The sequence below is a fragment of the Alicyclobacillus tolerans genome, from assembly GCF_048984885.1.
Lineage (GTDB): Bacteria > Bacillota > Bacilli > Alicyclobacillales > Alicyclobacillaceae > Alicyclobacillus_I > Alicyclobacillus_I tolerans.
Genome location: NZ_JBMGNK010000003.1, coordinates 79,004 through 103,650 on the forward strand (window position 1 = coordinate 79,004; position 24,647 = coordinate 103,650).

The following is a 24,647-nucleotide window of genomic DNA, read 5'->3' on the forward strand; positions in this document are numbered from 1 at the left end:
AATATCAGAACAAAAAATACGTTAGATTGGACATTAGGAGGTGAACCGCATGTTGTATTTGGCGTTTCCTGTAGATTTGCGGGACCGTTTTTCGGGGAGTGAGTGGCTGATCTATCCGAAACAAGTACAGGAAACTCGTTTTACACCAGAGGATACCGTGGTTCTTTCGGAGTGGATAGCCAAAGATCGGGCGGAATTGCTTCAAATACTGCATACCGTACAAAAAACGGGTGCACGCATCGTGTATGTCGGCAGTAAGACGGAAGAGACAGAGGAGTGGAAACGACAACTGTGTCTCTATCGGGTCTATGATTTTCTCTTCTTTGGGGAAGAAATGGTGCTCAAAGAATTGGAAGACCTGCTGGAACATCCCCGTTCGCCCCAAGAGGTAGCGAGATACCTTCCCGAGTCCAAGGCAACGTCGGTGCCGACCATCGTGGAGGCAGCGGCAGAAGCGAAGAAACGAAGTCGTTTTCGTTGGCCGATTCGCAAAGTTCCGGAATCGCCTGTTCTAAACCCGCGTCCTCCATCCGCGCTTTGGGTGGTCATGGGACTTTGGCCTCGAAGTGGTGTCTCGACAGTGGCACAACTTTTGGCCAAGACCTGTGTGGAAACACAACCGGGGATGGTTGTGACGATTCTGGAAGGGCCAAGGTCCTGGCCGCGTCTTTGGGAGTACTTTCAATTGGAGATAGAAAAGCCACTAGACAAGGTCAAGTTTTGGACGCAAGACGGCAAGGGAGAGGCCTTTGTCAAGGAAGGCGTACAACTGGTTCCATTACCACCTGGAAAGAGTATTCGGGATGAAAAGTGGATTCCGGTTGTGTTGCGGTACGTAAAACAAGGTTTGACGATTGTGGATGCCGATGATCTCGACGAAACTCTTTTATCTCTCGCCGATCAAGTGTGGTGTGTGCTTGATTGCGATCCCACTTATCTGGCTTTGCCGGATTTGGGAGAGAAATATCAGAAATTGCGTGAGTTAGCCAAAGACAAGCTCATTACCGTCATGAACAAGTGGACGAGTGTGGTGCGGATACCTAGAGACGTGTTTGAGTCACCCGTTACACTCCCCTATTTGCCACCGGAGAAAGTGCAACGGGCGTTATGGGAAGGACGGTTTTTTCGTGTCGAGGAACACTTGGATGTCTTGGAACCACTGGTGAAATGGGGATGGGAGGAAAGACGTTGAACGCAGCCATGAAGTATACATTGGCGGGTTTGCTGTTTGTCATTGGGGTTGGAGGTAGCATGATGTATAACGCCTACATTGCTCCGAAACTGGACAGCGAAACGGTTTGGGTAGCGAAAAGCGACTTGAGTCCAGATACACCGCTATCCCCAAGCGATTGGATGAAAGAGTCTATGCCGCGTCAGGATGTGCCTGTAGGAGCTGTTTCAAACGTGCAGGAGTTAGCGGGTCTATATACTTCAGAACATTTGGGTCCTAAGCAAGTCATTACAGTGGATGAGATTCAGTCGAATCCTTTCACGATCACGCCAGGCACAAGAGATGTTCCGCTGGCAGAATCCTGGATTGCTTCTATGTCACCCACGCTTCGTGCGGGAGATTTTGTTACCCTTACGTTTTTACCGTCCACGATGGGGTCTGGTACCGGGAAACCCACGACTTTGCCCGCTTTGAGTAGTTTGACACACGTATTGGTTTTGTCCGTGCATACCTCGAACAATCAGGAAGTTGTCACCACACCACCGATCACAGGACCTTCTGGCGTAGGGGCGCCGGTGAACGGTTTAGGTGTACCGAATGAAGTCGATGTGAAATTGACCACGAGTGAAACCAACGAATTGGCCCAAGCCATTGCAGAGGGAGAAAAGCTGTTGATATCCGGAAGTGCTCAAGGAGGGCAAAGGTCTTGAAAGTGTTAGGGGAATTAGAAACCATACAGGGAATGGAACTCGTCTCCTCATTGGAAGAGTTGAGTGCGACGCGCGAGGATGTGATCATTGACAGCCGCAAGGTGTCCAAAAGTGAACTATACGCCTGGCGACAACAGCATCCAACAGGGAAAGTTTACTATCTAGTGGAGGAAAAAGATCCCGTCCTGGACGCTTTTGCGAGAGCGCAGGACGTACAGCTGGTCTTGTCGGGAGACATTCCTCACTTGCTGCGTGGACAAACACTCTCGGACCAACCCGTACTGGCTTTGTGGGGCGTGGTACCGCGTGTAGGGACGACCTTGCTTGCCTTGGCTTTGGGTCGTGTCATGACCGAGATGCACGGGGGCCATGTGGGGGTCATCGGGTTAAACGGCTACAATCCTGGATTTTGGATGCTCAAAGAACAAGATCATGCACTGGACGATGTGCTTTCATCCGTCAGAACGAAGCGTATAGATGGGGCGACACTGCAAACAGCCATGGTGACGATGAGCCACAAGCTGTCCTATTTACCGGGTTTGCGTAACGCTTTACATGCGCTGGAATTCCAGCCAGAGGACGTCCAATTCCTCTTGTCCGTGGCCAAAAGAACGTTTGATGTCGTGATCGTGGATGTGGGGAGTGTCCTGAACACGGCGCTGGCGCTCGAAGGAATTCGTCAGGCGACACATCGGTACTGTGTGTCCAGTGATCGGTTCTCGGCACAACAGCAATACTTTCAGCAGATGGACTACTGTTTGAAGCCGATGGGATTGAGTTCGGAACACTGGATGCTGGTGGGCAATCAGTTGTACGGGAAGCAGGAAGTGCTGGCCAAATCCTTAGGGATGTTGCCAGTCGCAGGGATTGCTTATCAGGATCGGTTCGACATGTACGCTGAACAACAACCCGATCCCATTCAGTATTTTCTCGATGATCGACGCACGAAAAAAGCTCTGGAAACCATTGTGACTTCCGTTATCGATACCAAAAGAGAGCGGGTGGTGAAATGAAAACGATAGAATCGCTTTTACCCGAACACCCCTTTCGAGCCGATCAATACCTGCAAGCTGTACAGGAACAGCAAGTGCGCATGTTTGGGGATATCCCCTTTGATAAGGCGCTCGCCGCGTTTTCGGCGTATATGGATGCGCAGCTGTTGCAAAGAGGGGCCAAGGGTCAGGATGATGAGACGTTTTTGGCCAGAAAGCATCAGGCGATGGTCGGGGACGCGGCAGCGAAACACTATTTTTTTCAGCAGATTCGCGATTTTTTACGAGCTGAGCCGGTGTATCGCCGTACCCAATATCCGTCTTACTATCGAAGCTTGGAAGAAGCGATTTTTGAGCACTTGTACGGGTTCGGGCCGATGGCCGCATGGTTTCGAGAACCCACGGAGTCTGCCATGGTCAATGGCGTCGATATCCTGTTTGGTGTTCCTGGGAAAAACACGAAGGAACTGCAACCGTATCGCTTTGATTCCATCGAGCAAGTTGAAAAACTGGTGCGTACGCTGACCCTGAAAGATCCGTCGACCCAGGTGAATCACAAACAGAACTGGACGCAAGTGGATATGTTGAACGGGACACGCGTGACCATCTTTACGCCGCCTTTATCCGAAACCCTGGCACTGGTTTTCCGCCAATACCTCTTTCGCACCTACAGTTTTGAAGAGGAGGCGAAGATGGGGACGATTCCTGCCGAGAGCGTGGAGTGGTGGAAACAACTGAGTCGCCTGATGCTCTCCATGTTGACGACGGGGCATAGACGTTCAGGCAAGACCACATTTTTGAAGGTCATCTACGGAGCCCGTGATCCCAATCTCGATGTACTGACGGTGGAACGGGGCACGTTTGAAGCGCACCTTCGACGTGACTTCCCCGAAAGGGCGGCTCATATCATCGCGCTGAGGTCTGAGTTGGATGGTATGGAATCTCTTTTTCCAGCGTTTTTACGCTCGGATGCCCACTACATTTTGGTTCCGGAGATTCGCAGCCAGGAAGTGTGGCTGGCCATACAGTCCAGAGAAAGAGCGGACGGCTGGCTGGGCAGTTATCACGGGCAGTATGTAGCGAATATTCCTTTGGAACTGGCGCACTTGATGCTTGAAGGACAAGCCAATCTGGACTTTCGTTCAGCCTACATTCGTGCGGCTCAAAGTGTCGATGTGGTCATCGTGATGGGGGAGGATGAGCAAGGAAAAAAACGCGTCCTCGAAGTTCATGCGTATGACTATGATCCGGACACGGAAAGCTTTACAGTGACACCCTGGATGCGTTACCACAAGCCAAGCGAGACCTGGACGTTTCATGATGAGATACCGCCTCAATTACTCACCAGGCTGCGACAAAAAGTACAGCCCCAACTGCTCCAGGCGTTTGAGAGCGAGTTTGCAGCACTGGCGTCGGCCTTCCCGATGGAAGAGACCAGCGTCCGGCGTCTTTCCATCGGAGGTGGGAAAAGGTGATCTACCGTGTGCTCAATCTGGCGTTGCAAGGATTTTGGTACGCTCTGGCAGTCGCAGGGTTTTTGATCCTCTTTCGTTCACTGCGCCAAGATACCATCGAACGATTGCGCAGGATGTATTACGGGTTCGGTCATCGGCAGTTGCTGCGAGTGCATGGAGGATTCCAAAAACGCACACTTCCTGATCGGGAACAAGAGACATGGTTACATGGGGTGAATCATCATCTGGAAACGCTGATTTATACCGTGCGAAAACGTCCGAAAGATCCAGTGGTACCAAGATTTCTCATCACGTCGGGCAGTATCGGAGGATTGACTTTTCTCTTTTGTCTGGTGGGTGTACAAAGTTTCGCTTTTGCACTGATGGCTGGACTTTTGGTCACGGGACTGCCCTATCTATGGTTACAGGTGAGACGGTATCAAATTGGCGTACAAAACAGTTATGAAATCTCAACATTGCTCGATACGCTGTTGGCGGAGTATCGCAAGCACGATCACAGTATGATGCATGCGCTCGAAGCCACGGTCAAAATCTTGCCGGATCGTCCCATTCGCCGGGCCTTGTTTCGACTGACAGATCGGTTGGCCAACTATACTACGCCCGAAGAAGCCAGACGCGCGCTGCGTCGATTTTCCGAGGAGATGTCCACGACTTGGGCACTGCAACTGGCGAACGATTTGGAGCACGCCTTTCTCGATCAACTCGATGTGGAGATGTCATTGGCCATGACTCGCAAAGAGCTTCAGTTCATCGAAGATGCCAGAAAGGACGAGAAGTGGGTCAGTTCGGACAACCTCCTCATTGCGATTGTGCCGTTTTTGCTCTGGCCGCTCATCCTGGCCATCTTGCAACTGAAACTCTCACACCATATCCTCTATGACCAATTTGCGACTCGTGAAGGTTTGCGGTGGTTTGTACTGACACTCTTTGCCACGTTGGGATCGTTTGCGATTGGGATTATCTTCTTTCGTCCCAAGCAGGATTTATAGGAGGTGAATGATGATGGGGGCCTGGTGGGTTTTAGCGCTTGGCGTGATACCGGCAGTCTTTTTCTTTGTGTCGGGTGTCCAGACCGAATCGGAACGGATACGGTTACGCGCGCGTGTGATGGGAAGGTTGTACGCAGCCAGAGCCAAGATGCGATCCCGATCCGAGGAGAGCGAACTGCAAACGTTATTTTATGCCGCCGATATTCCCTGGAAAGTTTCCACCTATCGGATGTTGCGCTGGATGATCGTGGCGTTTCTACTCGTTTGGGCAGGGTTTCAGGTTTGGCATCGACAACTATGGGGCGTATTGCCACCGCTGTTCTTTGTGGTGTTGACGGATCCGCATAAAGGTTTCCCCATGCACTCTTTGCTTCTTTTGCTTCAGAAGCAGGCTACGAAAAAACGCAATCGGAGTGTGTATCTGCTCTACCGTTTGTTGTATCAGGAAGTGTTGGTGTTTCAGGATCGTCCGGTCAGTGTCTATGATTTATTGCGCCGCCAATGGCCGCGTGTGCCTCGTCTGGCTCCGTTTTTACAACGTTGTTTGCTGACATATGTGGAAAACCCCAAAGCCTCGCTGGAACGGTTTGCGGAAGAAGTCGGTACGAAGCAGGCCAAAACGCTGACCGATATGCTGTGGCAAATGGAAGAGGGCGGCGCGAAGGTGGCATTGGATGTGTTCCAAGCGAACTATGAGAGCTTTCAGGCCGATCGCAAGGCTGACTTTAAGGCCAAGATCAGTGCGAGATCTTTGTTGGCGACGGGTTTAGTGATGATGGGGCTGCTGGCACTTGATCGGGACATCAATGTGTTGGTGCAGATTTATACCTCACATATCTTGCAGTCAGCTATGAAATGACGGCTTCAAAAAATGACGAAATGTTGATGATAAAAAAGTGATTCCATTTGATATGTTTAAGTTAGCCGGAAAGGAGGGGGGCAAGTGTCTGTCACCAGGCGGGCAATTTTGGGTTTGCTTTTGCTTTTAGCGGTGATATTACCCGTTCTCTCGAATGTGGTGAGTGGGGTTGCTGCGGAAAAGCAAAGCGCCAGCACGAGTGCAGGTCAGAGTTTGGTACACATCACGCAGCAAAATTTGGCGACAAGATGATGGAGGAGAGGAAATCATGGGTTCTGTCAGTCGATGGTTGTTGTATGGGTTAATTGCGTTGGCGGCAGGTTTAGTCATGGTAGTAGGCTATATGGCCTGGAGTAACAACCAGCAATCCAGCGCGCAAAATTACGCGGGACAACAATTAACCAAAGCCGAACAAACGTACAGTGTATCGTAACGAGTAGGGAGGGCGGAGCTGGTGAGCTTTGGGTTGAGAAATATCCTCATTGTAATTTTGCTTTCGATCATCGTCCTTTCTTGGAACTATCAGCCGTATATGGACATGATCAATGGTGTGAGAGAGCAGTATCTCCAATCCGCCGTCTATACAGCCCTCTCCGAGGCGAAAATCAAGGGGGAGTTCACCAGCTCCGATCTGGATACCATTCAATCGACAGTGGCGGATACGCTTGGTTATCCGCCCCAGGATGTGCTGGTGCAAGGGACAACCACGTTTACTACAGTCGGCTCTCCCATGAGTCTGACGATTTCGATACCGAGTCAGATCAGCCTTTTTTCGAGTAATGCGTCCAATGCTTTGCAGTTGACAGCTTCTGAAACGGTGGATAGCGAGGCCATCTCATGAAGTGGATACTCATGGTGACGTTTCTTGTCGTACTCTACGGGATGACGCATATTCAAGTGCTCAACATGACCACGCAGGAAATCGCGTACACACGCATTGAAACTGCCATGCGATTGGCCGATCACGATGCTACACTGGATGTGACAGAGGCTAGTGTAGCAGCAGGTGAACCTGTGTTTGATCAAACGGCTGCACTAGCCACGTTTGAACAGTCGTTGGCGGAAAATTTAGACTTGAATCCAACCACACTACAACCGTATCCCAACACCCTGCTGACCGTGGCCCCGAAAATTTTGACGGTATCGTATTTTGACTGGAGCGATGTGACGGCCTTCCCGACCACGATCGTGGACACCACTGATGGGGTGGATATGCCTGTATCAGCTCCGTCGATCCTGGCAGTGGTGCAATTTACCATTCCAAGCCATGCGCCGGGTGTACCAGCGATTACCGAAGCGGTACCTGTTGTGGAAAGCTACCACGGTGAGATGTGAAAGGGAATATTCGTTGAGTCAAAGACAGGTGAGACGGAAGCGATGATGCTCAACATGCTTCTGTCTTTTTTTGTGAAATACGCAAGTATACAAGGGTGTTATTTATGAATATAATAAATTACAAAATTAATAACAGGGGATGCCTGACATGCAGCAAGAAAGTTTGCGTTTGGTTAATTCAAATGGGCAAATTTCCATTGGGAAAAAATATGCGGGTAAAACATTCAGTGTCATCGATATGGGTGATGGGATTTTACAGTTAAAAGAAGGTACGTTTATACCAAAGAGTGAAGAATGGTTATTCGAACCGGATGTATCTGAAGATTTAAAAAGAGCTATTGAATGGGCTGAACATCATGAGCCTAAAGAGACTGATTTAGAAGAGTTGGGAAAGCAGGTACAAAACGACGATGAGTGTTAGACTGGATTTGAATAATGAAGTTTTCCAGGAACACTGGCTTTCACTTGAGAAACAACAACAACTTGATGTGCTTCGGACTTTAAAAAAAATCCGCCAAATGACTCGGCAACAAATATACTCTGATCAGGGATTGAGATGGGAAAAAATCCTGTCTAAAAAAGGCCCTGGTGGTCGAGATATCTTTACCATTCGAGTGACAAAAGAGCATCGCGCTATCGTATATCGACGAGAGGAATGGATGATTTTTTTGTCTCTCCATCCGAATCACGATTCGGCTTATACGAGATAGTTCAACACAAATAGCCGCCTTGGTTAGACTGGGGCGGCTTGCTTTTCAAAAATGTGTTTGCAAAGCCGTTGAAGGCTTCCCTAACTTGGTACAATTTGGGCAAGAACATCGAAGGGACTGACCCATGTGAAAAAAAGCATCGTAGGCATAACGGCAGCACTCGCGACACTATCCACTCTATCTTTATGGGCAACACCCAGTGCCATGGCGGACACATATGCGCGCGCTAACACAGAAATCGCATTGAACAACAGTTCAGTGATGAATGCGGTACACCTGATCGCCAATGACCCGTGGGCTGGAGACAGTACCAGTTGGTTGCCCGTTTATTATCTGGATGAGGCCATGCAAAAGTTGGGATTTCAAGCGAGTTGGAACGGAGACAGCTATATTTGGTCGTTGACGGTTCCGAATACGTATCGTCTTGCACCTGATGTCTCCAATCCACCAGCGAATCAAAGTCTCAACAGTGGGCGGTTGGCGATAGCATTGAATGGGACGATTGTGGAGTATGCACCACGTCTGGTTGCACCCGATCCATACAGCGGCGTAGAGACGACGTATGTCCCCATCTACTACATCATGCAGGTGATGAAACGTGTAGGGATCACAGCTACATGGAACGGTACGATGTGGAATATGACAACACCGTCAGGTACAGGAAGTAGTCCAACGGTCAATAGCAACGTGGTGACACAGCAATCGATGGCGGACCAGATGTGGGCGATGTTTGACGCCAAAACGTGGGATGTGTATACGCATCCAACGATGAGCGAAGCTGGAGTGACGCCAAGTGCTACTGCGCCCGTCACAGCAGGAGATGTAGCCAATTACCTGTCTGATTGGGCATCTCACGCGATTGGGTATGAGGCTCAAGGTTATGGGGAAACTGCCCCATCTTTTCATTGGTTCAGTATACAGTATACGGCTTCGACGAATCCGTTCGATTGGGGAGAGATCAATGGTCTCTACGACAATACAGGGGTTACGAGTGCCAACCAAACCTTAACACCAAGCCAAGCGCAAACGGTATTGTCTAACCTTCAGTGGTGGTTGAATGGATATAAAGTGTTGCCTGATGGAGCCTATGAATTGCATATGCCGTTAACTTGCTATTATGTGGCGTATGCGGACGAAGTGAATGCGCAGTCGCCTTATACCTTAGCGGACTATGAGGCTGTATTGACGGAAGATGCGAAGTTTTACGACGAGGTGACGCTGCAAAAGTCGGGGAACGATTGGTTGTTGACGTTACCCAACACCGAAGGAAGTCCGACAAATGTGGCATGGGATGTTAATTACGGAAACTGGGCCTACGGATATCAAGGAGGACCAAATGGTGCTGGTGATTACGGTGGAAAAACATTTAGTGTACATTTCCAACCAGGCGTAGGATTTTCGATAGGACTGAATTCGTTAGACGAAAATGCATTTGGAGATACAACGGGAATACCAGCTAGCAAGACTACCTTGATGCCTCTTTATGTATTAGATACATTAGGAATGCAGTCAGCCTCTGATTTGCCTAGTGGGTTGTCTATTTAACTAAACATAGTATAAGAACCGCCCTACGAGTGTAGGGCTTTTTTGGTAGAATGGCAGATGGAAGGTGCGTAACTTCCGCCTTCACTCCCGCGAGAAAGGGGGTGAGGGGTGCCTATGGACATGTTTCGTGTTGTTGAATCTTTCTGCAACTTGATAGTTGCCATCCTAAACACGTGCAAAGCGTGGATTGAATGGCAGACGGTCAAGAAGATGCAGGAAAAGGAGACAGGCGAAAACGGGGATGGCGTCCAACCTAATCCCCGTTCCTAGCACTCCGGCGGAAGGGCTGGTTCTAGCCAGCCTCGCCCTTCCGCTTTTATTATCTTTAGCATACGACTTATAAGATATTCGTGCAACAGTTCTTCTCTACAAAAGAAAAAATGGGAATGGGTCAATGATTTTTGATTTGACTGTTTGTTGCACATTCTTCCTGGAGAACACAAAAAATGACGAAATAATGATGATTAATAAGACCTTCCGTATGCTACGCTCAAAGAAACAAGTTCAAAGGAGCGTATGCTGTGGAGAAACGCAAAAAATGGTGGATCACGCTCGGCGCAACGGGTCTGGCGGTTGTGGCCTTGACTGCCTTTATGACGGAAAAAGCGTTGGCCTACACCTTTTACCCATCCAGCTTTCAATACGGGAATCTGGTGCTGAATCAGCAAAACCAGACGCAAATTGATGGTGGGGCAACTATGAAGATCGAAAACCCTGGTACCGAATCAGGTTTATTTGGAACAACTGTACATGCCTTCATTGCGCATGCGGATGTTCCTGGAGATGGCCAAGGAAACTGGCAGATTCCGGATATCAATATTGAAGGCACGACTACTAACGACGGTTATCCCATGATTGGTGGGTTAGGTTCAAATACTTATGACATTAACTCTTGGGTTTCCAGATTGGATGGAAACATCAACTATGTCCAAAGTTATATCCAATTGCATGGTGGAAATACGGAGGCTTACGATAAATCGAATTTTCAAAATTACGATCTCGTCGATCTCGCCACAGTGGTCATGACTTCGGGCGGGTCTATGACCGTCCACAACACGCCGACTGGGCAGTATGATGCCGAGGGGAACGAGATCTTGTCCAGTCAGTATACGGTTACCCCTTCCGCACCTCCCACGGCGGAAAGCATCACGGTGTCCGATCCTTCCGCTGCACCAGGCACGATCTATACCAACGATCCCCTTTATATCAGCGTAACGTCGCAGCAAAATGTCAACAATGGCAGTTATCAGCACCACTATGACGCTGTTGAAATCGTCAACAACAGTACGGGTCAAGCCACATGGGTTGTCGGCAGTGGATATGAGCATGCGTCACAGATGGCAGAGGAGAGCGGAGCTTATGGGACTCTGACCGAAAGTTTTCAAGCGAACGCGTTGCCTGCTGGCAACTACACAGCGTACTTCTATACCAAAGACGCCGTGCACCGTTTGGCGGCTGCGCCAGCCACAACCACATTTACGGTTACAAACAGTGGTGGTGGTACGCCGACAGGTGGAGGAGGGGGCGGTATCGGGATCACGCTGTCTGCGTCTCCCACATCGTTGCCGACAGGGCAGTCCAGTACCTTGACTTACAATGTGACGGGTATGTCGAATGCGGAAATGAACAACAACATGGACTATGTGGCCATCATGGATGAGTCGGGAGATCACACTTTGAGTGGTCAAAATGAGGCAGATAGCTATACGACATCCGGTTCCGCTCAAGCCACAGATAACACTGCACAAACGGTGAGCTATGTAGCAGAGTTGATCAATTTCAACACGGGGCAAGTTTTAGCGGAGTCGAGTCCGGTACAAGTTCAATGGACAAGCGGTTATGTACCAACCTCCCCACCGCCACCACCGCCGTCGATTAGCCTGTCTCCGTCGCAAAGTGAATATTTGAACGGTGGACAGAGTGCGACCATCTCTTATACCGTCACCAACTGGGAACCATATTATCATGTCGTCATCTTATCCGCTGGAGACGGCACAGATACCTGGAATAACAGCTACGATACCAGTGCCAGTGGATCGTATGTTGAAACAGAGCATCCAGCTCCCGGTCAATCCATCTATGTGACCTATATTGCCTACGTAGAAAACGCAGAGGGAGCGGTATTGGCTACCGCAGAGTCCGGCACGATCACTTGGCGGGCGGCTGCGCTACCAAGCATTACGATGGGAGCGAGCCCGATTCGTACCACCAGCGGGAACACATCTTACATCTCGTACAGCGTCAGCAATATGGCGCAAGGGGATACCGTAGATGTCACGGCCGTGGGGAATGGAACGGACGAATGGCATGTGACAGGCAGCACTTCTGCCTTTGGAGCTTATGATGAAATGGAATTTCCGGAGAACGGGAATTCGACAGTAGTGACGTATACAGCGACGGTTTATAACGCCGAAGGTCAAGCTGAGTCTACAGCATCTGTGACAGTCACCTGGACCAGCTCTGTGCCGAGTATCAGCATGTCTTCACCCGCGCAAACCACAACGGGTCAACCCATTCAGGTGAGTTACCAAACGCAAAACTTGGGTTCTGGCGACTATGTGGTGGTCAAAGGTACAGGTGGGCAAGATATGTGGAGTGAAACGAGAGATACGGCTTCTTCTGCCAACTATACCGAAGTGGAGAATCCAGAAAACGGGCAAAAAACGGTGGTGGACTATACGGCCACAGTGTATAGCGAGTCAGGGCAACCACTCGCTCAAGCGACCACGACGGATACCTGGACAAGTCAGATGCCGACGATTACCCTAACGGCTAGTCCAACCTCGATGCAGCCTGGGCAACCGAGTACCCTCACGTATACCGTGGAAAACCTGGGGGCAAATGATACCGTCAGTGTGGTACCCGATGGTAATGGATCGGATATGTGGGACGTGAAAGGCCAAACCAATGCAACAGAGAGTTACCGGGAGACGGAAAGTCCGCCGGAGGGGCAAACCATCGCGGTCGATTATACGGCCACGGTCTATGATGATGCTGGAAATGCCTTAACCAGCGCAACGGTGAAAGTAGACTGGGTGAACGCTTGGACGGGCAATGTCACGCTTACGGCAGAGCCGAAGTTTCTGGCTACAGGACAGAGCACGACATTAACGGCGACATCGAGCGAAGCGATCCCAAACGGCTATGCACTCACCATCTACGATGCTTCAACCGGACAAGTTGTAGCGAGTGGTACGTCATCCACATTGACGGCTCCATACAGTAGTGGTGTACCAGAAACCGAACAGTTTGTGGCGCAGATATCCGACAGCTATGAAAATGTAGGCAGTCCTTCCAATACGCAAACAGTGGTGTGGAGTTCATTGAGTTTATCGGCTAACCCTCAACAATTGCCGTCAGGTCAGACCACGACCTTAACCGTGACGGGAGAGAATGTTCCAAACGGTGATTTTCTGGTGCTCTATAACGCCAGCACAGGTCAGGTGGTGGGATATAGCAACTCGACACCCTATACGACGACAGTCACGGAACCGACACCGCAAACGGATCAGTTCATAGCCTACATCAGTTCGGATACTTCGGATGGTGGAGCTTATGCTTCCTCAAATATGGTGGCCGTGGATTGGTACGGCGTCACACTGACGGTGAATCCGGCCTATTTGCCTACAGGTCAAACCAGCACATTGACAGCAACGGCACAGGACTTGCCAAGTGGGTATGTTCTCGATATAGAGAATCAAACGACAGGCCAGGTCATCGCAACAGGTCAACCCGGCCAAACGGAACTGGTCACAACACAGATGTATACCACGCCACTGACGGATCAATATGTGGCACAAGTGGTTCAGCCGAGCAATCCGACAGTACCAAATATGAACGTACCTGCTAGTGGTGAAACGATCAATGTAGGCGATCAAGGAGAAGTTTGGGCGGGTACCTCCAACCATGGCGTGGCCTATTGGAATGGTTCGACTTGGGTAGATGTAGGAGATCCGAATGGTCAGGGTCAAATTTTGGCACTCGCATATGATCCAGTGACGAATCAGGTATGGGCAGGCACCTCGAACGGAGCTGCGTATTGGAATGGATCTCAATGGATAGATGTTGGTAGTCCCTGGGGGACGGGTGTTCCTATTCAGGCTTTGGCTTACGACACATCTACAGGAGATATGTGGGCGTCTACCTATGAAGGCGTGGGTGTTTGGAATGGGACAACGTGGTCGAATATCCCAACACTACCTGGTGGCGGGCCAATTGGTTTCGAAGCAACCAATCAAGTTGTCAGTTTGGCCTATGATTTTGAAAATAATGTGATGTACGCCAGTGACTCTAATGGAGAAGTAGCCTATTGGAATGGATCTAATTGGATAAGTGCTGGTAATGAACATGGAGATGGGCCAATCTACTATGATCCGACTTTGAATCGTATATATGCAGGAAGTTACACCTATGGTGGCATTGGGTATATTTCAGCGCTTGGATCGAATTGGACAACAGTTTCAAATGCCAGTGCAGATTGGGGTATTGAGGCCATTACTGGGATAGGTGGAACTATTTATAACGGAGCGTATAACAACTATCAGTTGTATGCCTGGAATGAAAATCAAAGTGGTGCAAGTGCGGTAACGTCGCAAGGTGCGGACGCTATTTCCATGACGATTGGGCCAAAAGGTACCGTTTGGGTAGGGACAGCTGGAAATGGTGTTTATGAGTACAATCCTTGGTCGGGTTCAGTTTCTTATCCGGCGCCAACTGATGTCAATGGTTCGAGTTCGATTACGGCTCTTGTTTCTACGGCGCCTATGACTTTTATCAGTAATAGTCATCAAATTCTAAGCAATATACCGCAAGAAACGCCTAATCCAGGGTTTTCAGAAGATACACCGTTGAACCAAGAGGTGAATTTACAGACAGGTGAGTATGCCGAACATATGTATTTTGCTCCTTCCGGACAAACCATATCGTCTGTTTCAGCCTCTTTGGAAACCAATATGTTTGGGTACAACGGAGGCACATATTATTCGAATCCTTTTATCAAAGCGTTCAATAGTAGTGGTCAACAGATTGGAATAGATAATATCCAGGCAACATTTGATTCGCCTGGAGATCAAAGTGTGCATTGGACGCCGCCTTCTGGTTCAACAAGCCTTGCATTTGGGTGGGTTTATAACAGTGGGTATAATGGCGCGATCAACTGGACTGCTGAGTGGAGTGGTGTACAAATTCAACTGGGTACAGGCAATCAATACTTTCCATATTGGTCGTTTCAGTCTATGCCAAGTTATATTCCTCAATCGTTGTTTCCTTATCAAGCGGTGGCGAATGGGGAGGGTTATGGTTTTTGGTCCAGCAATCAAGAGGATGTTCCGAATGGAACAGAATTTTTTGAGTCCACTTTCCACTTGACATCCAGTCAAGAAGTGCAAGTGTCTGTGCCAACAACTGCGGACGACTTTGAAGCAGTTTATATTGATGGACAACCTGTATTACAAAATGGGTATTCAGCTGGATATTTGAATGCTCCCAATACTTCTTCAGTCAATGTCAATTTATCAGCAGGAGAACATCAAGTCATTATTGAGGCGATGAATACCAATGGATTTTATAGTGCTGTTAATAATCCTGCCAGAGCAGACTTGCAAATTCTTACGATGAATGGACAAATTCTGGTTCCCAATACACCGTCTGCATGGATGACAACGGGGTATCTGACTCAACTACCTCAAGGATGGTTTAGTGGTGCTGTTGGAACGTATCACTGGACGGAGTACGTTTTGCAAGAAAATCACAGTCAACCCATTTATCAACAACAAGCCTTTAGCGTTACGACCACGGCACAAAACGTGGCAGCGACATCTACAGTACAAAGCATCACGTGGTATCAGTATGTTTTGGATTTATCGGCTTCGCCTACTGCACTAAGTGCAGGAGATCCAACCACTCTTTCTGTAACCGCACCAAACGGTGCAGGTAGTCAAGATGTGATCAAAGTAGTGGATATCACCACGAATCAGGTGGTAGGCACGAGCGCACATGGTGCAACGTCTTGGACGGGACAGTGGACGGAAAATTCGCCACAAACCGATACCTTTGAAGCGTACTTGATCAATACGCAAAACGGTCAGCAGGATGCAGCGAGCAATCAAGTGCAGGTCACATGGTCGCAGGTGCCGTTGACGCTATCGGATGCAGAGGTTTATCACACACCAGGTTGGCAGAAAAACCTGGATGACTATAACTCGTACATGCAGATCAACAACCCAAGCATGATTCGGCCCGAAAGTGATTTTTGGGCGGGAGAGATGCTGATGTTCAAAGCTAAACCAAGTCGACCAGATATCGTTTCCGCCCACGTCACTGTGCAAGGGTTGACCTTTAGGTCAGATGTTCCAGGGGGCATGCCCATCGACTTTACCATGCCATTTGAAATTCCGCTGACGTATGACGCAGCTACAGGCTATTTGGAAGGGAACACATCGGGCGATTGGACAGAGTGGTTTCAGTACCTTGCGAATGGGACGTATACCGTGCAGTTCTGGGCTAAAAGTTCAGACAATCAAATTGCTACAGCTTCAGCAAGTTTTACGATTCTCCATCCTTGGCTAGGTGGGAATCTGGGCTCCTATTTCCAACTTCATGAAACGTATTAACCAACGGGCCGCCATTTGCAGGCGGCCATCAAAAAACTGCGGATTGAGTCAAAGTGAAGTTCACGCCTGTGGTAGCGTAGAATTAAAGTCCAATAGAGGAGTGACAGAAGATGAAGTCCAAATGGTTCATAGGTTTCAGTATATCCCTTATAGGTCTTGGAATGATCACTGGCTGCGGAAGCAAGCCAACGCCTGTTTCCAATGTGGTCATCAAGAAAACGCCACAAAATGTGAGCGATAAGCTTATTCCTGTGAAAGAACGAGAGATGTACGTCAAAGATCTACCCACAAAGGTGGATGCCGAGAATGTCGTGTATCTGTCACCGTTTGAAGGCTTTGCCATTCAACAGTACGCAGCGGTTTGGCCAAAACTGAAGCCGGAACCGGCCGTAGTTTGGGTAGGATGTGACCAGGTCATTGCAGAGAAAGCGTGGAAAACCGAAGGATTTTCTGTCGATCCTCTGCCCTCACAAAAGACTTTCTATAATCCTCAATTCTTGGCTACACCTGTGGCGTACCATAAAACGAAAGATATGTGGCTGGAGTTGCCGGGAATCATTGATCAAAGTACGAACTCTGATTGGATTCGGTTTTTTGAAAAAACCAACTAAAATAATCCCCAAAAGCGCTTTTTCTTTGTTTCCTGAGCCGTAGCGATTTGTCGCTGCGTTTCTTCTTGTATTTTTCTTAATGTATCCATTAGCAGAGCATCACGACGTTCTACGGAGTCTTGCAACAAACGCTCTAATCGAGTGATTTTTTCTTCAAATTTTAATTCTAATTCTTGTTTAATTTCATTTCTAATCTTAGGTAATAGTTGAAATTCAAGTTGTTCAAAAAAGGCCTGTTGGTATTCTAAAAATTCATTTTTCGCAATTAGATCCGTTTTGGTGAACGCTTGATCAGAGCGGCTATTATCTTCTAAACCAGAAAGAACGATAGCCGCTTGCTCTTTTTGTTTTAGCCTTGTTTGTAAAGAGATTGCAGCGTTTTCTAGCGTTATCCCTTTTCGGATTAATATCTGCATATCTCTGAGCGCTAGCACATCTTTATCGAAGAAAGCTCTTTTATCGTTCTCATCTCTTACGAACGCATATCCAGCCTTTTCTAACTCTAAACACCACTTTCTTAAAGTGCTATCTCCTATACCAAGCAGTGTAGCGACCTCTCGGGACCAATATATTTTACCGTTCTCCATGCGTTCGACCTCCTCGTTCTTGAATTTCTATCATAACCTTCATGAATCCTGTATCGATTCATCGGTTAAAAATTGGAACAAGAAAATAAATGATAAAGCATCTTATTAGTGTGTTGAAAACATCACAATAAAAATACAATAATTAGTGTGATAGATAATACTCTAAATGTTGTATAATACTCAACACAATGACCATACACTGGGGAGAAGAGGTATTGAAAGTGGGTGCGACTCTTACAATGAAACGAGAACATAAAAGTACGAGAAGCCCTGTGACTAGCGAAGTACTTCAATTCGTTCAGGATCATGTGTTGAGTGTCACGGATTTGGTCCGAACCAAAAAATTGAGTGAAATTCTAGATACTTATGCGGAAGGAACCAGTGATGAGGTTTTTGTTGTCCAGAATGGAAAGAACAAGAATGCCAAAGCAGTGCTTGCCGACTTAGAGTATTTTCAAAGACTCCTGAAGTACCAGGAGATCGTGGAACACGCAATTGATCTCCATATGCTCGAAGTGACGTTACAGCGAAAGAGCGATGTTGCAGATTTGTCTCTATCTGATGTGCTGGAAGATGAGGACATCACTTGGGAAGCAGTGGTTTCCTGTATGGATAAGATGGAGTTGGAAGATTGACATGTCTGATCTGATTGAAAAATTGAATCAGACGTTGCGCGAATATGGCGTGGAGGTCAAGTTCTCTAAAAATGCTAAACAAGATTTCAAATCATACGGCAAAGACGAAAAGACAAACATTATTTCAATGCTGGTTTTACAGGCTAAAAAAGGTCCTCTGCTGAAGCCAGATGGGAATGGCAAACCGCTGCATAAAGAATTGGCGGGTTTTGCAAAGATTAAGCGCAATGATCTGTCTCTTCGGATTATTTATAGACCTCGACGGGCTGATGAATTAGTAGTTATGGAAGTTATTGCCATTGGACCAAGAGACAAAGAAGAAGTTTATCGTATGGCCATGCGCCGACTGATCAATTTTTTCGATGAGATGGAACATGGCAAAGAATGAAAGGAGGAGCCAAGTGGCTCCTTTGTTGTTAACTTAACGCTTTGTATGGATTAGAAGGGGGTGAACAGGTTAGTCGTTATATAAGCCCGACTTTAGATTGTTTAAGAAATTGTTCTGGATAAGCGGTGTCCGAGCATTGAAAGGTTGTTCAACTGTGCGATCTTCGCTAGATGACGATACAAATTGTTGAACGATTTGGAATAAGACTTTCTGAGCATTTTCGTCTTTGAGCGCCTGATACTGTTCTAGTGATAAGTCAGATGGAAGTGGAATCGTGATTTTGGGTGTATGGTTCACCATTTCCTGGATCTTATCGAAGAACAGTGCGCTTAACATTTTGCTATCGTTGCTTTTGATCTTGTTCAAGTAAGCCAATTCTTCTTCAGACAGGTTCTTAGGTATGCGGAAAGATAACACATCTCCGTGATTTAACGGGGTTGACCGTTCCGAACGACGAGATTTAGGTTTCGGCATGGTTCATCATTCCTGTGTAAACTGACTAAGCGCCAGCTTGTAGTATGCGTTTGCAATGGACCAAACGGATTGTTCCGCTTCTAAAAAGCGTAAAGGATAGTTTTCTGAATCTCGGTTCAGCGTCTCTAAATAATCTTTGAGTAAAACAGCACCGCCACCAATCAGATACGCAAAGCGGATTTCTGGAATTCGAGTCCAAAGTTTACGGATTTGCTTGTATTCTTCTCTCGCAAGGGGTAAGAATACTTCGTCCACAATCGACTTGATGCTTGTGCGGTTACCTTTTACATAGATCTGATAGCGCTCTTGAGCGTCGGTGATGACATCCACGACGTTTTTGCGAGAACGGAAGGTGTATCCATATTCGTCTAGTACTTTGTCAATGATTTGGTCGAGATAGGGGGATACGCCTTCCTTCAGGCCCTCTGAATGCGTATTGTCCACGTCGCCACCGGGTTTAATAATGGCGGAATCTGTAGACATGCCTCCAATATCATGGATAAGGACATGGGCATTCATGAGTTCTTCGTTTTTGATGCTGCCATTTTCGTTTAGCACCAGGTCTACCATGGCAGCGTGTCCTTCGCTCCCTACTAAAACTTCTTCAAATTGGATTCGAACTCGTTTTCCTTGATAAACCGGCGTGTCGAGAAAGGTGACTTCATGCGAGTTTTGAAGCAATCTATCACGGAAGATAGGACGAAGTTTGCGCTTGGTTTCACGTAAGGGTAAGCCTGTAGACAGTTTGTACGTCGCCTCAATCATGCTGTTATCTCCTTGCGAGGACTGCACAGCGTCCAGTGCAAGAGCTGTTAATAACATCACAATCGTTTGGTCATTGGTAGCTTTGTCCATATCAACAGATACTTCATCGTGATTTTCCTGTTCTGATGCGAGTTTGCCCACTGCAAACACGCCTTTACCTTGTTTGAGTGCACCAGACAAGATGGAACAGTGTAGACCGTCGAGCGGGTTTTGCTCAAGTGCAACCACTTGTCGTTCTTCGGACATATTAGCCACAACATTGGGGATATGAACTTTGTGTCCAGGGAATACAGCCTTGAGGGAGTCATTGCCGATATCAACGGCGGCGATACGAGTTATGGAAGACATATTTTCTCTCCTTTGCCGTGTAAACGATTGTAAACAAAAAACGTAAACAATCGTATACATTCTATTAAAAACAAGAAAAACCTCTTTTCAAATAAGAAAAAATAGAACATTAATAACAAAAGAATTTTATCTGAAAAAAACTTTGTTTACAAATGTATACGTGATTTTAGGCGAAATTCTATGTATACAAAAGTAAACATGATGTAAATTGATTGACGCATTAATTTGTAAAAACCCTTTTATTTATTGAAATATAGCGATTAAGAGAAAATGTTTACTAATGTAAACAAACTTCGTAAACGTTTGTATACAATTTTTTGAGGGTCGAAAAAACACAGATAGTTCCAATAGCTTTGAAAAAATATGGATTGAATAGAAAAAAAACAAGTGATACATTGTAAGCAATCCTGCCTAAGTATGAGATTTTCCCTTCCTACATCTCATACAGGTCAGGAAGTGTGGAGTAGCCAAAACCAAGAAACCTGGTCGGAGTAGCCGAAGCCAAGAAGCCCGCCGTCATGGAGTAGCGAGAGCGAAGAAGTGAAGGATGGGTGGAGTAGTGGAGGCAAAGAAGTCAGGTGGAGAGCAGAGGCCAAGAAGCACGAGAGTACTGACCTGGCAACCATCAGGGAGGTCGGTGCTACGTTCCTGGTTGCGCAGCATCGGGCGGTAAAGAAGCCTCGATGGAGTAGCCAAAACAAAGAAGCCCTAATGGAGTAGCGGCAGCGAAGAAGTTAGCGGTGGAGTAGTGGAGGCGAAGAAGTCGTGCGTGGAGTAGCCGCAAAAACCAGGGAAACTGTCTCATCTGTACTGGCCGGATGAGGTTGGGATCACAGGAACTGCCAGAATGGTCACGGGGACACTCTTTGGAACAGGAGCAACGAAGCGCAAGGCGCGAACGTGACATCGATCCCATCGGGCATGGTCTACCGAATCAATGGACTAGAATTGCGAGTTTGACCGAAGTGGTCAAAGTGTGTGGCTGATCTATGGATCGCTCGCAAGCTGCACTCATCGTTCCATGAGGCCCATCGGGGTGATGCAGCATCGGTGCTAAACACCATTTTTTTTACCCTTCAATTAGAAGGTGACAGTTTTGTATGATGATAAAAAAATCAAACAATATAAAGACTATCATTTAAAAATATATATTTAGAAAAAGTAATAGAGTAGAAATGCTCTGCGCAGCCTTAGGAAAGCTATGCCCAAAAGCCCTCGTTTGAGCGTCGCAGACCCTAGCGTGAGCTGGGGCGAGACGTTCAAATGAGGGCGCACAAGGAGGCAGGTAAGTGACGGTAGGTACATATAGTAACTTGATGGCACAAGTAGAGAAGTTGCGCAGGCATGCAAAACAGGGGAGTGTGCAGACAAGATACCGATATTATCACGCGGTGGATCGATTTTGCCGGTTTGTTGCAGCAGAGTACAAGTTACAGAAGCTGGCGAATGTGAAAGAGAAGCATATCGTGGCGTATGCGAAGCGATTGCAGGAGACAGGGAAGTCAGCCGGGTATGTGAAGACAGAGTTGTCAGGAATACGATACTTCTGTCACGAGCTAGGTGTAGAGGTAGTGACTAACGAAGAAATTGGCGCATTACTAGGGAAGAAATTAGAGCGTCGTCGATTTGGTGAAGTGCCAAGGGCGTGGAGCGACAGCGAGGTAGAGAACGCGTTGAAGTGGGCGCGGTTGGAAGGGAAAGAGGACTTGGTATTGATCATCAAGCTGGCGCGGGTGTTGGGATTGCGGATACACGAAACCATCCGTTTGCGGCAAGGACAAGTTCAGCAGGCTTTGGCAGAGGGGTATCTGACGATCAAAGGGAAAGGCGGTCTGGTTCGGGAGGTTCCTTTAACAGGGAAGGCGCGAACGGCATTGAAGGCAGCGTTAGAATTGGCGCAACAGGAACGCCTTTTTGTGCGTTCGAATGAAAAAGCGCACCAGGTACAAAAGCGGGTCGAGAATTGGATTTACAACCGACGATCGGAGTTTACAGAAGGAGAGACAAAACTTACGTATCACGGATTGCGTCACACATACGCGCAAGAACGGTATGCGTATCATTTGCGCCGTCTGGATGGGAACGAGAAGTGGGCGCGGTTGGCGGTGGCAGAGGAGTTAGGCCATGGCCGGGACGCTGTGACGCGGATTTACTTGGCCGGATACAAAGCTAAAGTGGCGGATGGGGCGACGGGTCGACGCGTTCACTTGAAACGGGAGTGAGAGGCGGGGATGGCGTGGATGGCGTGGATGACGCATCGTTGGAGTGGTATGTGGAGCATCGACTCGAATATTTGCAACATCGTCAAGAACGCTTGCGGTCGGAATTAATGTCGGAAACGGTGGATAGTGAGCATTTTCCCTATGATAGACTGCGCGAGTATATGGAAAACAAGGGAAGGATTGCGGAATTGAAACGGCTAAGAGAGCGGTCAGAACGATGGTAGATGTAAATATGAAGCGAGCGTGCAAGAAGTGCGGAAGAGAGATGCCGTGGACGGAGCGGTATTTTTCGCAAAAAAACGGTCAAATGAAGCAGATCTGCCATTTATGTGCTGAGCGTGCGAAAGAGCGCAAACGGAGTTTGCAACGGGCGAGAAACGGTGAAGAACTCGAGTATACGAATCGGCTGATGCTGATGCGTTTGGTAGCAGCGGTGGTGAGTGCGATGCGAGAAGAAGAGCAGCTGGAGCAAGCGCGGATACGTCGAGAACTGTGGGAGAGGTCGAGGCGAAAAAATATAGGGAAATGAGCATTGAATTAAGCAGGACAATCAGAAGCGTGGTGAGAGCCATGCTTTTTTTGTTATCAAAAATTCTGGCATTTTTTTGGCGCTTTTTCGGAGACGAGACGTGAGACAATCCATAGAGGGGGAAAAAGAGGTGAGATCGCCGCTCAAAGTTGAGGAAAACTTGACGCTGCGTCTAGTCAAAAAAGCCTCAAAATGGGGGCAAGGAGGAGTAGGTATGTTGGCAGATGTTGCATGGGTCAATCCGCATCAACTCACACCACATCCTGAACGAGCACGTGTGGGGACGATATTGAAGAAAACAGATGGGAAGTATCAGCTATTGAGAGATAGCATAGCAGCGAATGGGATCGAAGTGCCGCTCAAGGTGCAGGCAGGGACGAACATCATCCTGGCCGGGCACACACGTCAACGCATCGCGATAGAGCTTGACATGCAGATGGTACCAGTACAGTACATGGACGTCGATGATGAAACAGCGGAGTTTACGATGGTGATCGATAATCATCTTCGTGCGGGTGATGAGAAAGATCCTATCAAAATGGCGGAGACGTTCAAAGCTATCGTTGATTTGATTGGATATAGTCGGGGAGGTCATCGGAATAGAAAAGTCGATGCAGAGAATATTCACTTATCAATGGCCACATCGGACGCCTCTATTGAGGAAAGTTCAAACGGACCTAATGTCAGTTTGATGAATTTAATAAGGAAAAGAACCTTAAAAGAAATATCTGGATATTACGGGATGACAGAAAGAAATTTTTATAGATATCTGGAATTGTTAAAACTGATACCCGAATTAAAAGAAATGGTTTCACAAGAAAAAATCGGGTTAAAAGCTGGCACTATATTAGCCAAACTTCCCGAAGAACAACAAAAGAAACTATATGACAGTATCCCTGTAGCGCAACGGATGAAATCGGAATATCGACTCGGAGAAAAGGAAGCCATCAATCTGGCAGAAATCTATGCTATAGACAAAAAACCAACGACATCTGTAGCTATGCCCATGCAATCAGATGTCATCAAGAAAACGTTAAAGATCGAAGAAGAGCAAGATAGTCAGGGTTCTAACGATGAGTTGTGGATGTATGGTAAATCAAATGACAAAATCTCGGTGGGAGCGGCAGCGCTCCACTATATCAGTGATGAACATCGCAGGGATTATTTAGAGGCAGCCAATGCTGTGGATGAAGCTCATGGTAAGAATAGTACTGAAGAACGAAAAAAAATCGAAGACGCCACACAAGAAATTGCCGAAAAAATCGTTTTAATGGAAGACGAATCCACGCGAATAGCTTATGGGAATCGACAATTAGAAAGTTCATGCAAAGAAGCATTGGCAGATATCCAAAGACATGAAGTGAGACTAATAGCCAATCGATCGGTAGTAGGAAAAAACTTGGATATGAAAGTCATAGAATCTTGGGATCGGGTGATGTCCGAAATAAAAAGGCTATACGAGAAAATGGAACAGATGAGAAATCTGGATGGCGATGTTCATGCCTGAGCTCATCTATCACTACAGTGGGAACCGTATTCGATATGGGGACTATAGCGATATTATCGTGCTTGGTGAACGTGGAAAGAAAGTTTGGAATCAACAGGTATTGAGAAAGCTTGTAGAGCCTGAACGACCTTGGCTGGTTGAGTGTTGTTGTCAGACCAACCTATAGTGGACCCAAGAAACTGGA

General features: G+C 47.5%; 27 protein-coding genes. 24 read left to right on the forward strand and 3 right to left on the reverse strand.

Annotated features, from left to right (window positions below; translation table 11 throughout):
- The first annotated feature begins 49 nt into the window (after positions 1-49).
- From ACOJUR_RS15745 to ACOJUR_RS15820, 16 genes are all read left to right on the forward strand, one after another.
- On the forward strand, positions 50-1,192 hold the full coding sequence (locus ACOJUR_RS15745) for a hypothetical protein (protein ID WP_420950640.1): 1,143 nt from the start codon (positions 50-52) through the stop codon (positions 1,190-1,192).
- Complete coding sequence (locus ACOJUR_RS15750; RefSeq protein ID WP_420950641.1) at positions 1,189-1,881, forward strand: CpaB family protein; 693 nt, start codon at positions 1,189-1,191, stop codon at positions 1,879-1,881. Before ACOJUR_RS15745 ends, ACOJUR_RS15750 begins: the two co-directional genes overlap by 4 nt.
- Positions 1,878-2,894, forward strand: coding sequence for a CpaE/TadZ family protein (locus tag ACOJUR_RS15755; RefSeq protein WP_420950642.1), 1,017 nt, complete (start codon positions 1,878-1,880; stop codon positions 2,892-2,894). The genes ACOJUR_RS15750 and ACOJUR_RS15755 overlap by 4 nt, the downstream gene beginning before the upstream one ends.
- Complete coding sequence (locus tag ACOJUR_RS15760) at positions 2,891-4,348, forward strand: ATPase, T2SS/T4P/T4SS family (RefSeq protein ID WP_420950643.1); 1,458 nt, start codon at positions 2,891-2,893, stop codon at positions 4,346-4,348. Before ACOJUR_RS15755 ends, ACOJUR_RS15760 begins: the two co-directional genes overlap by 4 nt.
- Positions 4,345-5,337, forward strand: coding sequence for a hypothetical protein (locus ACOJUR_RS15765; RefSeq protein WP_203115871.1), 993 nt, complete (start codon positions 4,345-4,347; stop codon positions 5,335-5,337). The genes ACOJUR_RS15760 and ACOJUR_RS15765 overlap by 4 nt, the downstream gene beginning before the upstream one ends.
- Positions 5,338-5,350: 13 nt before the next feature.
- Entirely contained in the window at positions 5,351-6,196 is an 846-nt protein-coding gene (locus tag ACOJUR_RS15770) for a hypothetical protein (RefSeq protein WP_420950644.1), read from the forward strand.
- Positions 6,197-6,280: 84 nt separating this feature from the next.
- Positions 6,281-6,448 (forward strand): hypothetical protein, encoded by a 168-nt coding sequence (locus ACOJUR_RS15775; RefSeq protein WP_165612062.1) that lies wholly within the window; start codon positions 6,281-6,283, stop codon positions 6,446-6,448.
- A 16-nt stretch (positions 6,449-6,464) separates the two neighbouring features.
- Positions 6,465-6,629, forward strand: coding sequence for a hypothetical protein (locus ACOJUR_RS15780; protein WP_420950645.1), 165 nt, complete (start codon positions 6,465-6,467; stop codon positions 6,627-6,629).
- A 21-nt stretch (positions 6,630-6,650) separates the two neighbouring features.
- Positions 6,651-7,037: a hypothetical protein gene (locus ACOJUR_RS15785; protein ID WP_420950646.1), complete on the forward strand. Its 387-nt coding sequence runs from the start codon at positions 6,651-6,653 to the stop codon at positions 7,035-7,037.
- Entirely contained in the window at positions 7,034-7,531 is a 498-nt protein-coding gene (locus ACOJUR_RS15790; RefSeq protein ID WP_203115663.1) for a hypothetical protein, read from the forward strand. Before ACOJUR_RS15785 ends, ACOJUR_RS15790 begins: the two co-directional genes overlap by 4 nt.
- A 148-nt stretch (positions 7,532-7,679) precedes the next feature.
- Positions 7,680-7,952, forward strand: a complete 273-nt coding sequence (locus ACOJUR_RS15795) for a hypothetical protein (RefSeq protein WP_203115664.1) — start codon at positions 7,680-7,682, stop codon at positions 7,950-7,952.
- Positions 7,942-8,241 (forward strand): hypothetical protein, encoded by a 300-nt coding sequence (locus ACOJUR_RS15800; RefSeq protein ID WP_420950647.1) that lies wholly within the window; start codon positions 7,942-7,944, stop codon positions 8,239-8,241. The genes ACOJUR_RS15795 and ACOJUR_RS15800 overlap by 11 nt, the downstream gene beginning before the upstream one ends.
- Before the next feature lie 126 nt (positions 8,242-8,367).
- On the forward strand, positions 8,368-9,786 hold the full coding sequence (locus tag ACOJUR_RS15805; protein WP_420950648.1) for a hypothetical protein: 1,419 nt from the start codon (positions 8,368-8,370) through the stop codon (positions 9,784-9,786).
- 114 nt (positions 9,787-9,900) lie between these two features.
- Entirely contained in the window at positions 9,901-10,056 is a 156-nt protein-coding gene (locus ACOJUR_RS15810) for a hypothetical protein (RefSeq protein ID WP_203115667.1), read from the forward strand.
- Positions 10,057-10,307: 251 nt separating this feature from the next.
- Complete coding sequence (locus ACOJUR_RS15815) at positions 10,308-16,397, forward strand: hypothetical protein (RefSeq protein WP_420950649.1); 6,090 nt, start codon at positions 10,308-10,310, stop codon at positions 16,395-16,397.
- A gap of 110 nt (positions 16,398-16,507) precedes the next feature.
- Complete coding sequence (locus ACOJUR_RS15820; protein WP_420950650.1) at positions 16,508-17,008, forward strand: hypothetical protein; 501 nt, start codon at positions 16,508-16,510, stop codon at positions 17,006-17,008.
- On the opposite strand, the gene ACOJUR_RS15825 is transcribed toward ACOJUR_RS15820, so the two are convergent.
- The gene (locus ACOJUR_RS15825; protein WP_420950651.1) at positions 17,005-17,595 is read right to left on the reverse strand and encodes a DUF3967 domain-containing protein; all 591 of its coding nucleotides are present in this window, start codon (positions 17,593-17,595) and stop codon (positions 17,005-17,007) included. The two genes, ACOJUR_RS15820 and ACOJUR_RS15825, sit on opposite strands and share 4 nt — an antisense overlap.
- A 239-nt stretch (positions 17,596-17,834) precedes the next feature.
- Between ACOJUR_RS15825 and ACOJUR_RS15830 the strand changes: the two genes are divergently transcribed.
- Both ACOJUR_RS15830 and ACOJUR_RS15835 read left to right on the forward strand, forming a co-directional pair.
- Positions 17,835-18,230, forward strand: a complete 396-nt coding sequence (locus ACOJUR_RS15830) for a hypothetical protein (RefSeq protein WP_420950652.1) — start codon at positions 17,835-17,837, stop codon at positions 18,228-18,230.
- A gap of 1 nt (position 18,231) precedes the next feature.
- Entirely contained in the window at positions 18,232-18,618 is a 387-nt protein-coding gene (locus ACOJUR_RS15835; protein ID WP_420950653.1) for a type II toxin-antitoxin system RelE family toxin, read from the forward strand.
- Between the two features lie 69 nt (positions 18,619-18,687).
- On the opposite strand, the gene ACOJUR_RS15840 is transcribed toward ACOJUR_RS15835, so the two are convergent.
- Together ACOJUR_RS15840 and ACOJUR_RS15845 are read right to left on the reverse strand one after the other, a co-directional pair.
- Positions 18,688-19,092 carry a hypothetical protein gene (locus ACOJUR_RS15840; RefSeq protein ID WP_420950654.1) on the reverse strand — a complete coding sequence of 135 codons (405 nt, stop codon included), beginning with the start codon at positions 19,090-19,092 and terminating at the stop codon, positions 18,688-18,690.
- 6 nt (positions 19,093-19,098) lie between these two features.
- On the reverse strand, positions 19,099-20,205 hold the full coding sequence (locus ACOJUR_RS15845; RefSeq protein ID WP_420950655.1) for a ParM/StbA family protein: 1,107 nt from the start codon (positions 20,203-20,205) through the stop codon (positions 19,099-19,101).
- Positions 20,206-21,029: 824 nt separating this feature from the next.
- Here ACOJUR_RS15845 and ACOJUR_RS15850 point away from each other — a divergent pair.
- The 6 genes from ACOJUR_RS15850 to ACOJUR_RS15875 all read left to right on the forward strand — a co-directional run bounded on the left by ACOJUR_RS15850 (position 21,030) and on the right by ACOJUR_RS15875 (position 24,629).
- Positions 21,030-21,191, forward strand: coding sequence for a hypothetical protein (locus tag ACOJUR_RS15850; RefSeq protein WP_420950656.1), 162 nt, complete (start codon positions 21,030-21,032; stop codon positions 21,189-21,191).
- 303 nt (positions 21,192-21,494) lie between these two features.
- The gene (locus ACOJUR_RS15855) at positions 21,495-22,427 is read left to right on the forward strand and encodes a tyrosine-type recombinase/integrase (RefSeq protein WP_420950657.1); all 933 of its coding nucleotides are present in this window, start codon (positions 21,495-21,497) and stop codon (positions 22,425-22,427) included.
- 14 nt (positions 22,428-22,441) lie between these two features.
- Positions 22,442-22,651: a hypothetical protein gene (locus ACOJUR_RS15860; protein WP_420950658.1), complete on the forward strand. Its 210-nt coding sequence runs from the start codon at positions 22,442-22,444 to the stop codon at positions 22,649-22,651.
- Positions 22,652-22,734: 83 nt separating this feature from the next.
- Positions 22,735-22,956 (forward strand): hypothetical protein, encoded by a 222-nt coding sequence (locus tag ACOJUR_RS15865; protein WP_420950659.1) that lies wholly within the window; start codon positions 22,735-22,737, stop codon positions 22,954-22,956.
- A gap of 130 nt (positions 22,957-23,086) precedes the next feature.
- The gene (locus tag ACOJUR_RS15870; protein ID WP_420950660.1) at positions 23,087-24,463 is read left to right on the forward strand and encodes a ParB/RepB/Spo0J family partition protein; all 1,377 of its coding nucleotides are present in this window, start codon (positions 23,087-23,089) and stop codon (positions 24,461-24,463) included.
- A complete protein-coding gene (locus tag ACOJUR_RS15875) occupies positions 24,456-24,629 on the forward strand; it encodes a hypothetical protein (RefSeq protein ID WP_420950661.1) in 174 nt (57 codons plus the stop codon). The genes ACOJUR_RS15870 and ACOJUR_RS15875 overlap by 8 nt, the downstream gene beginning before the upstream one ends.
- The last annotated feature ends 18 nt before the right edge of the window (positions 24,630-24,647 follow it).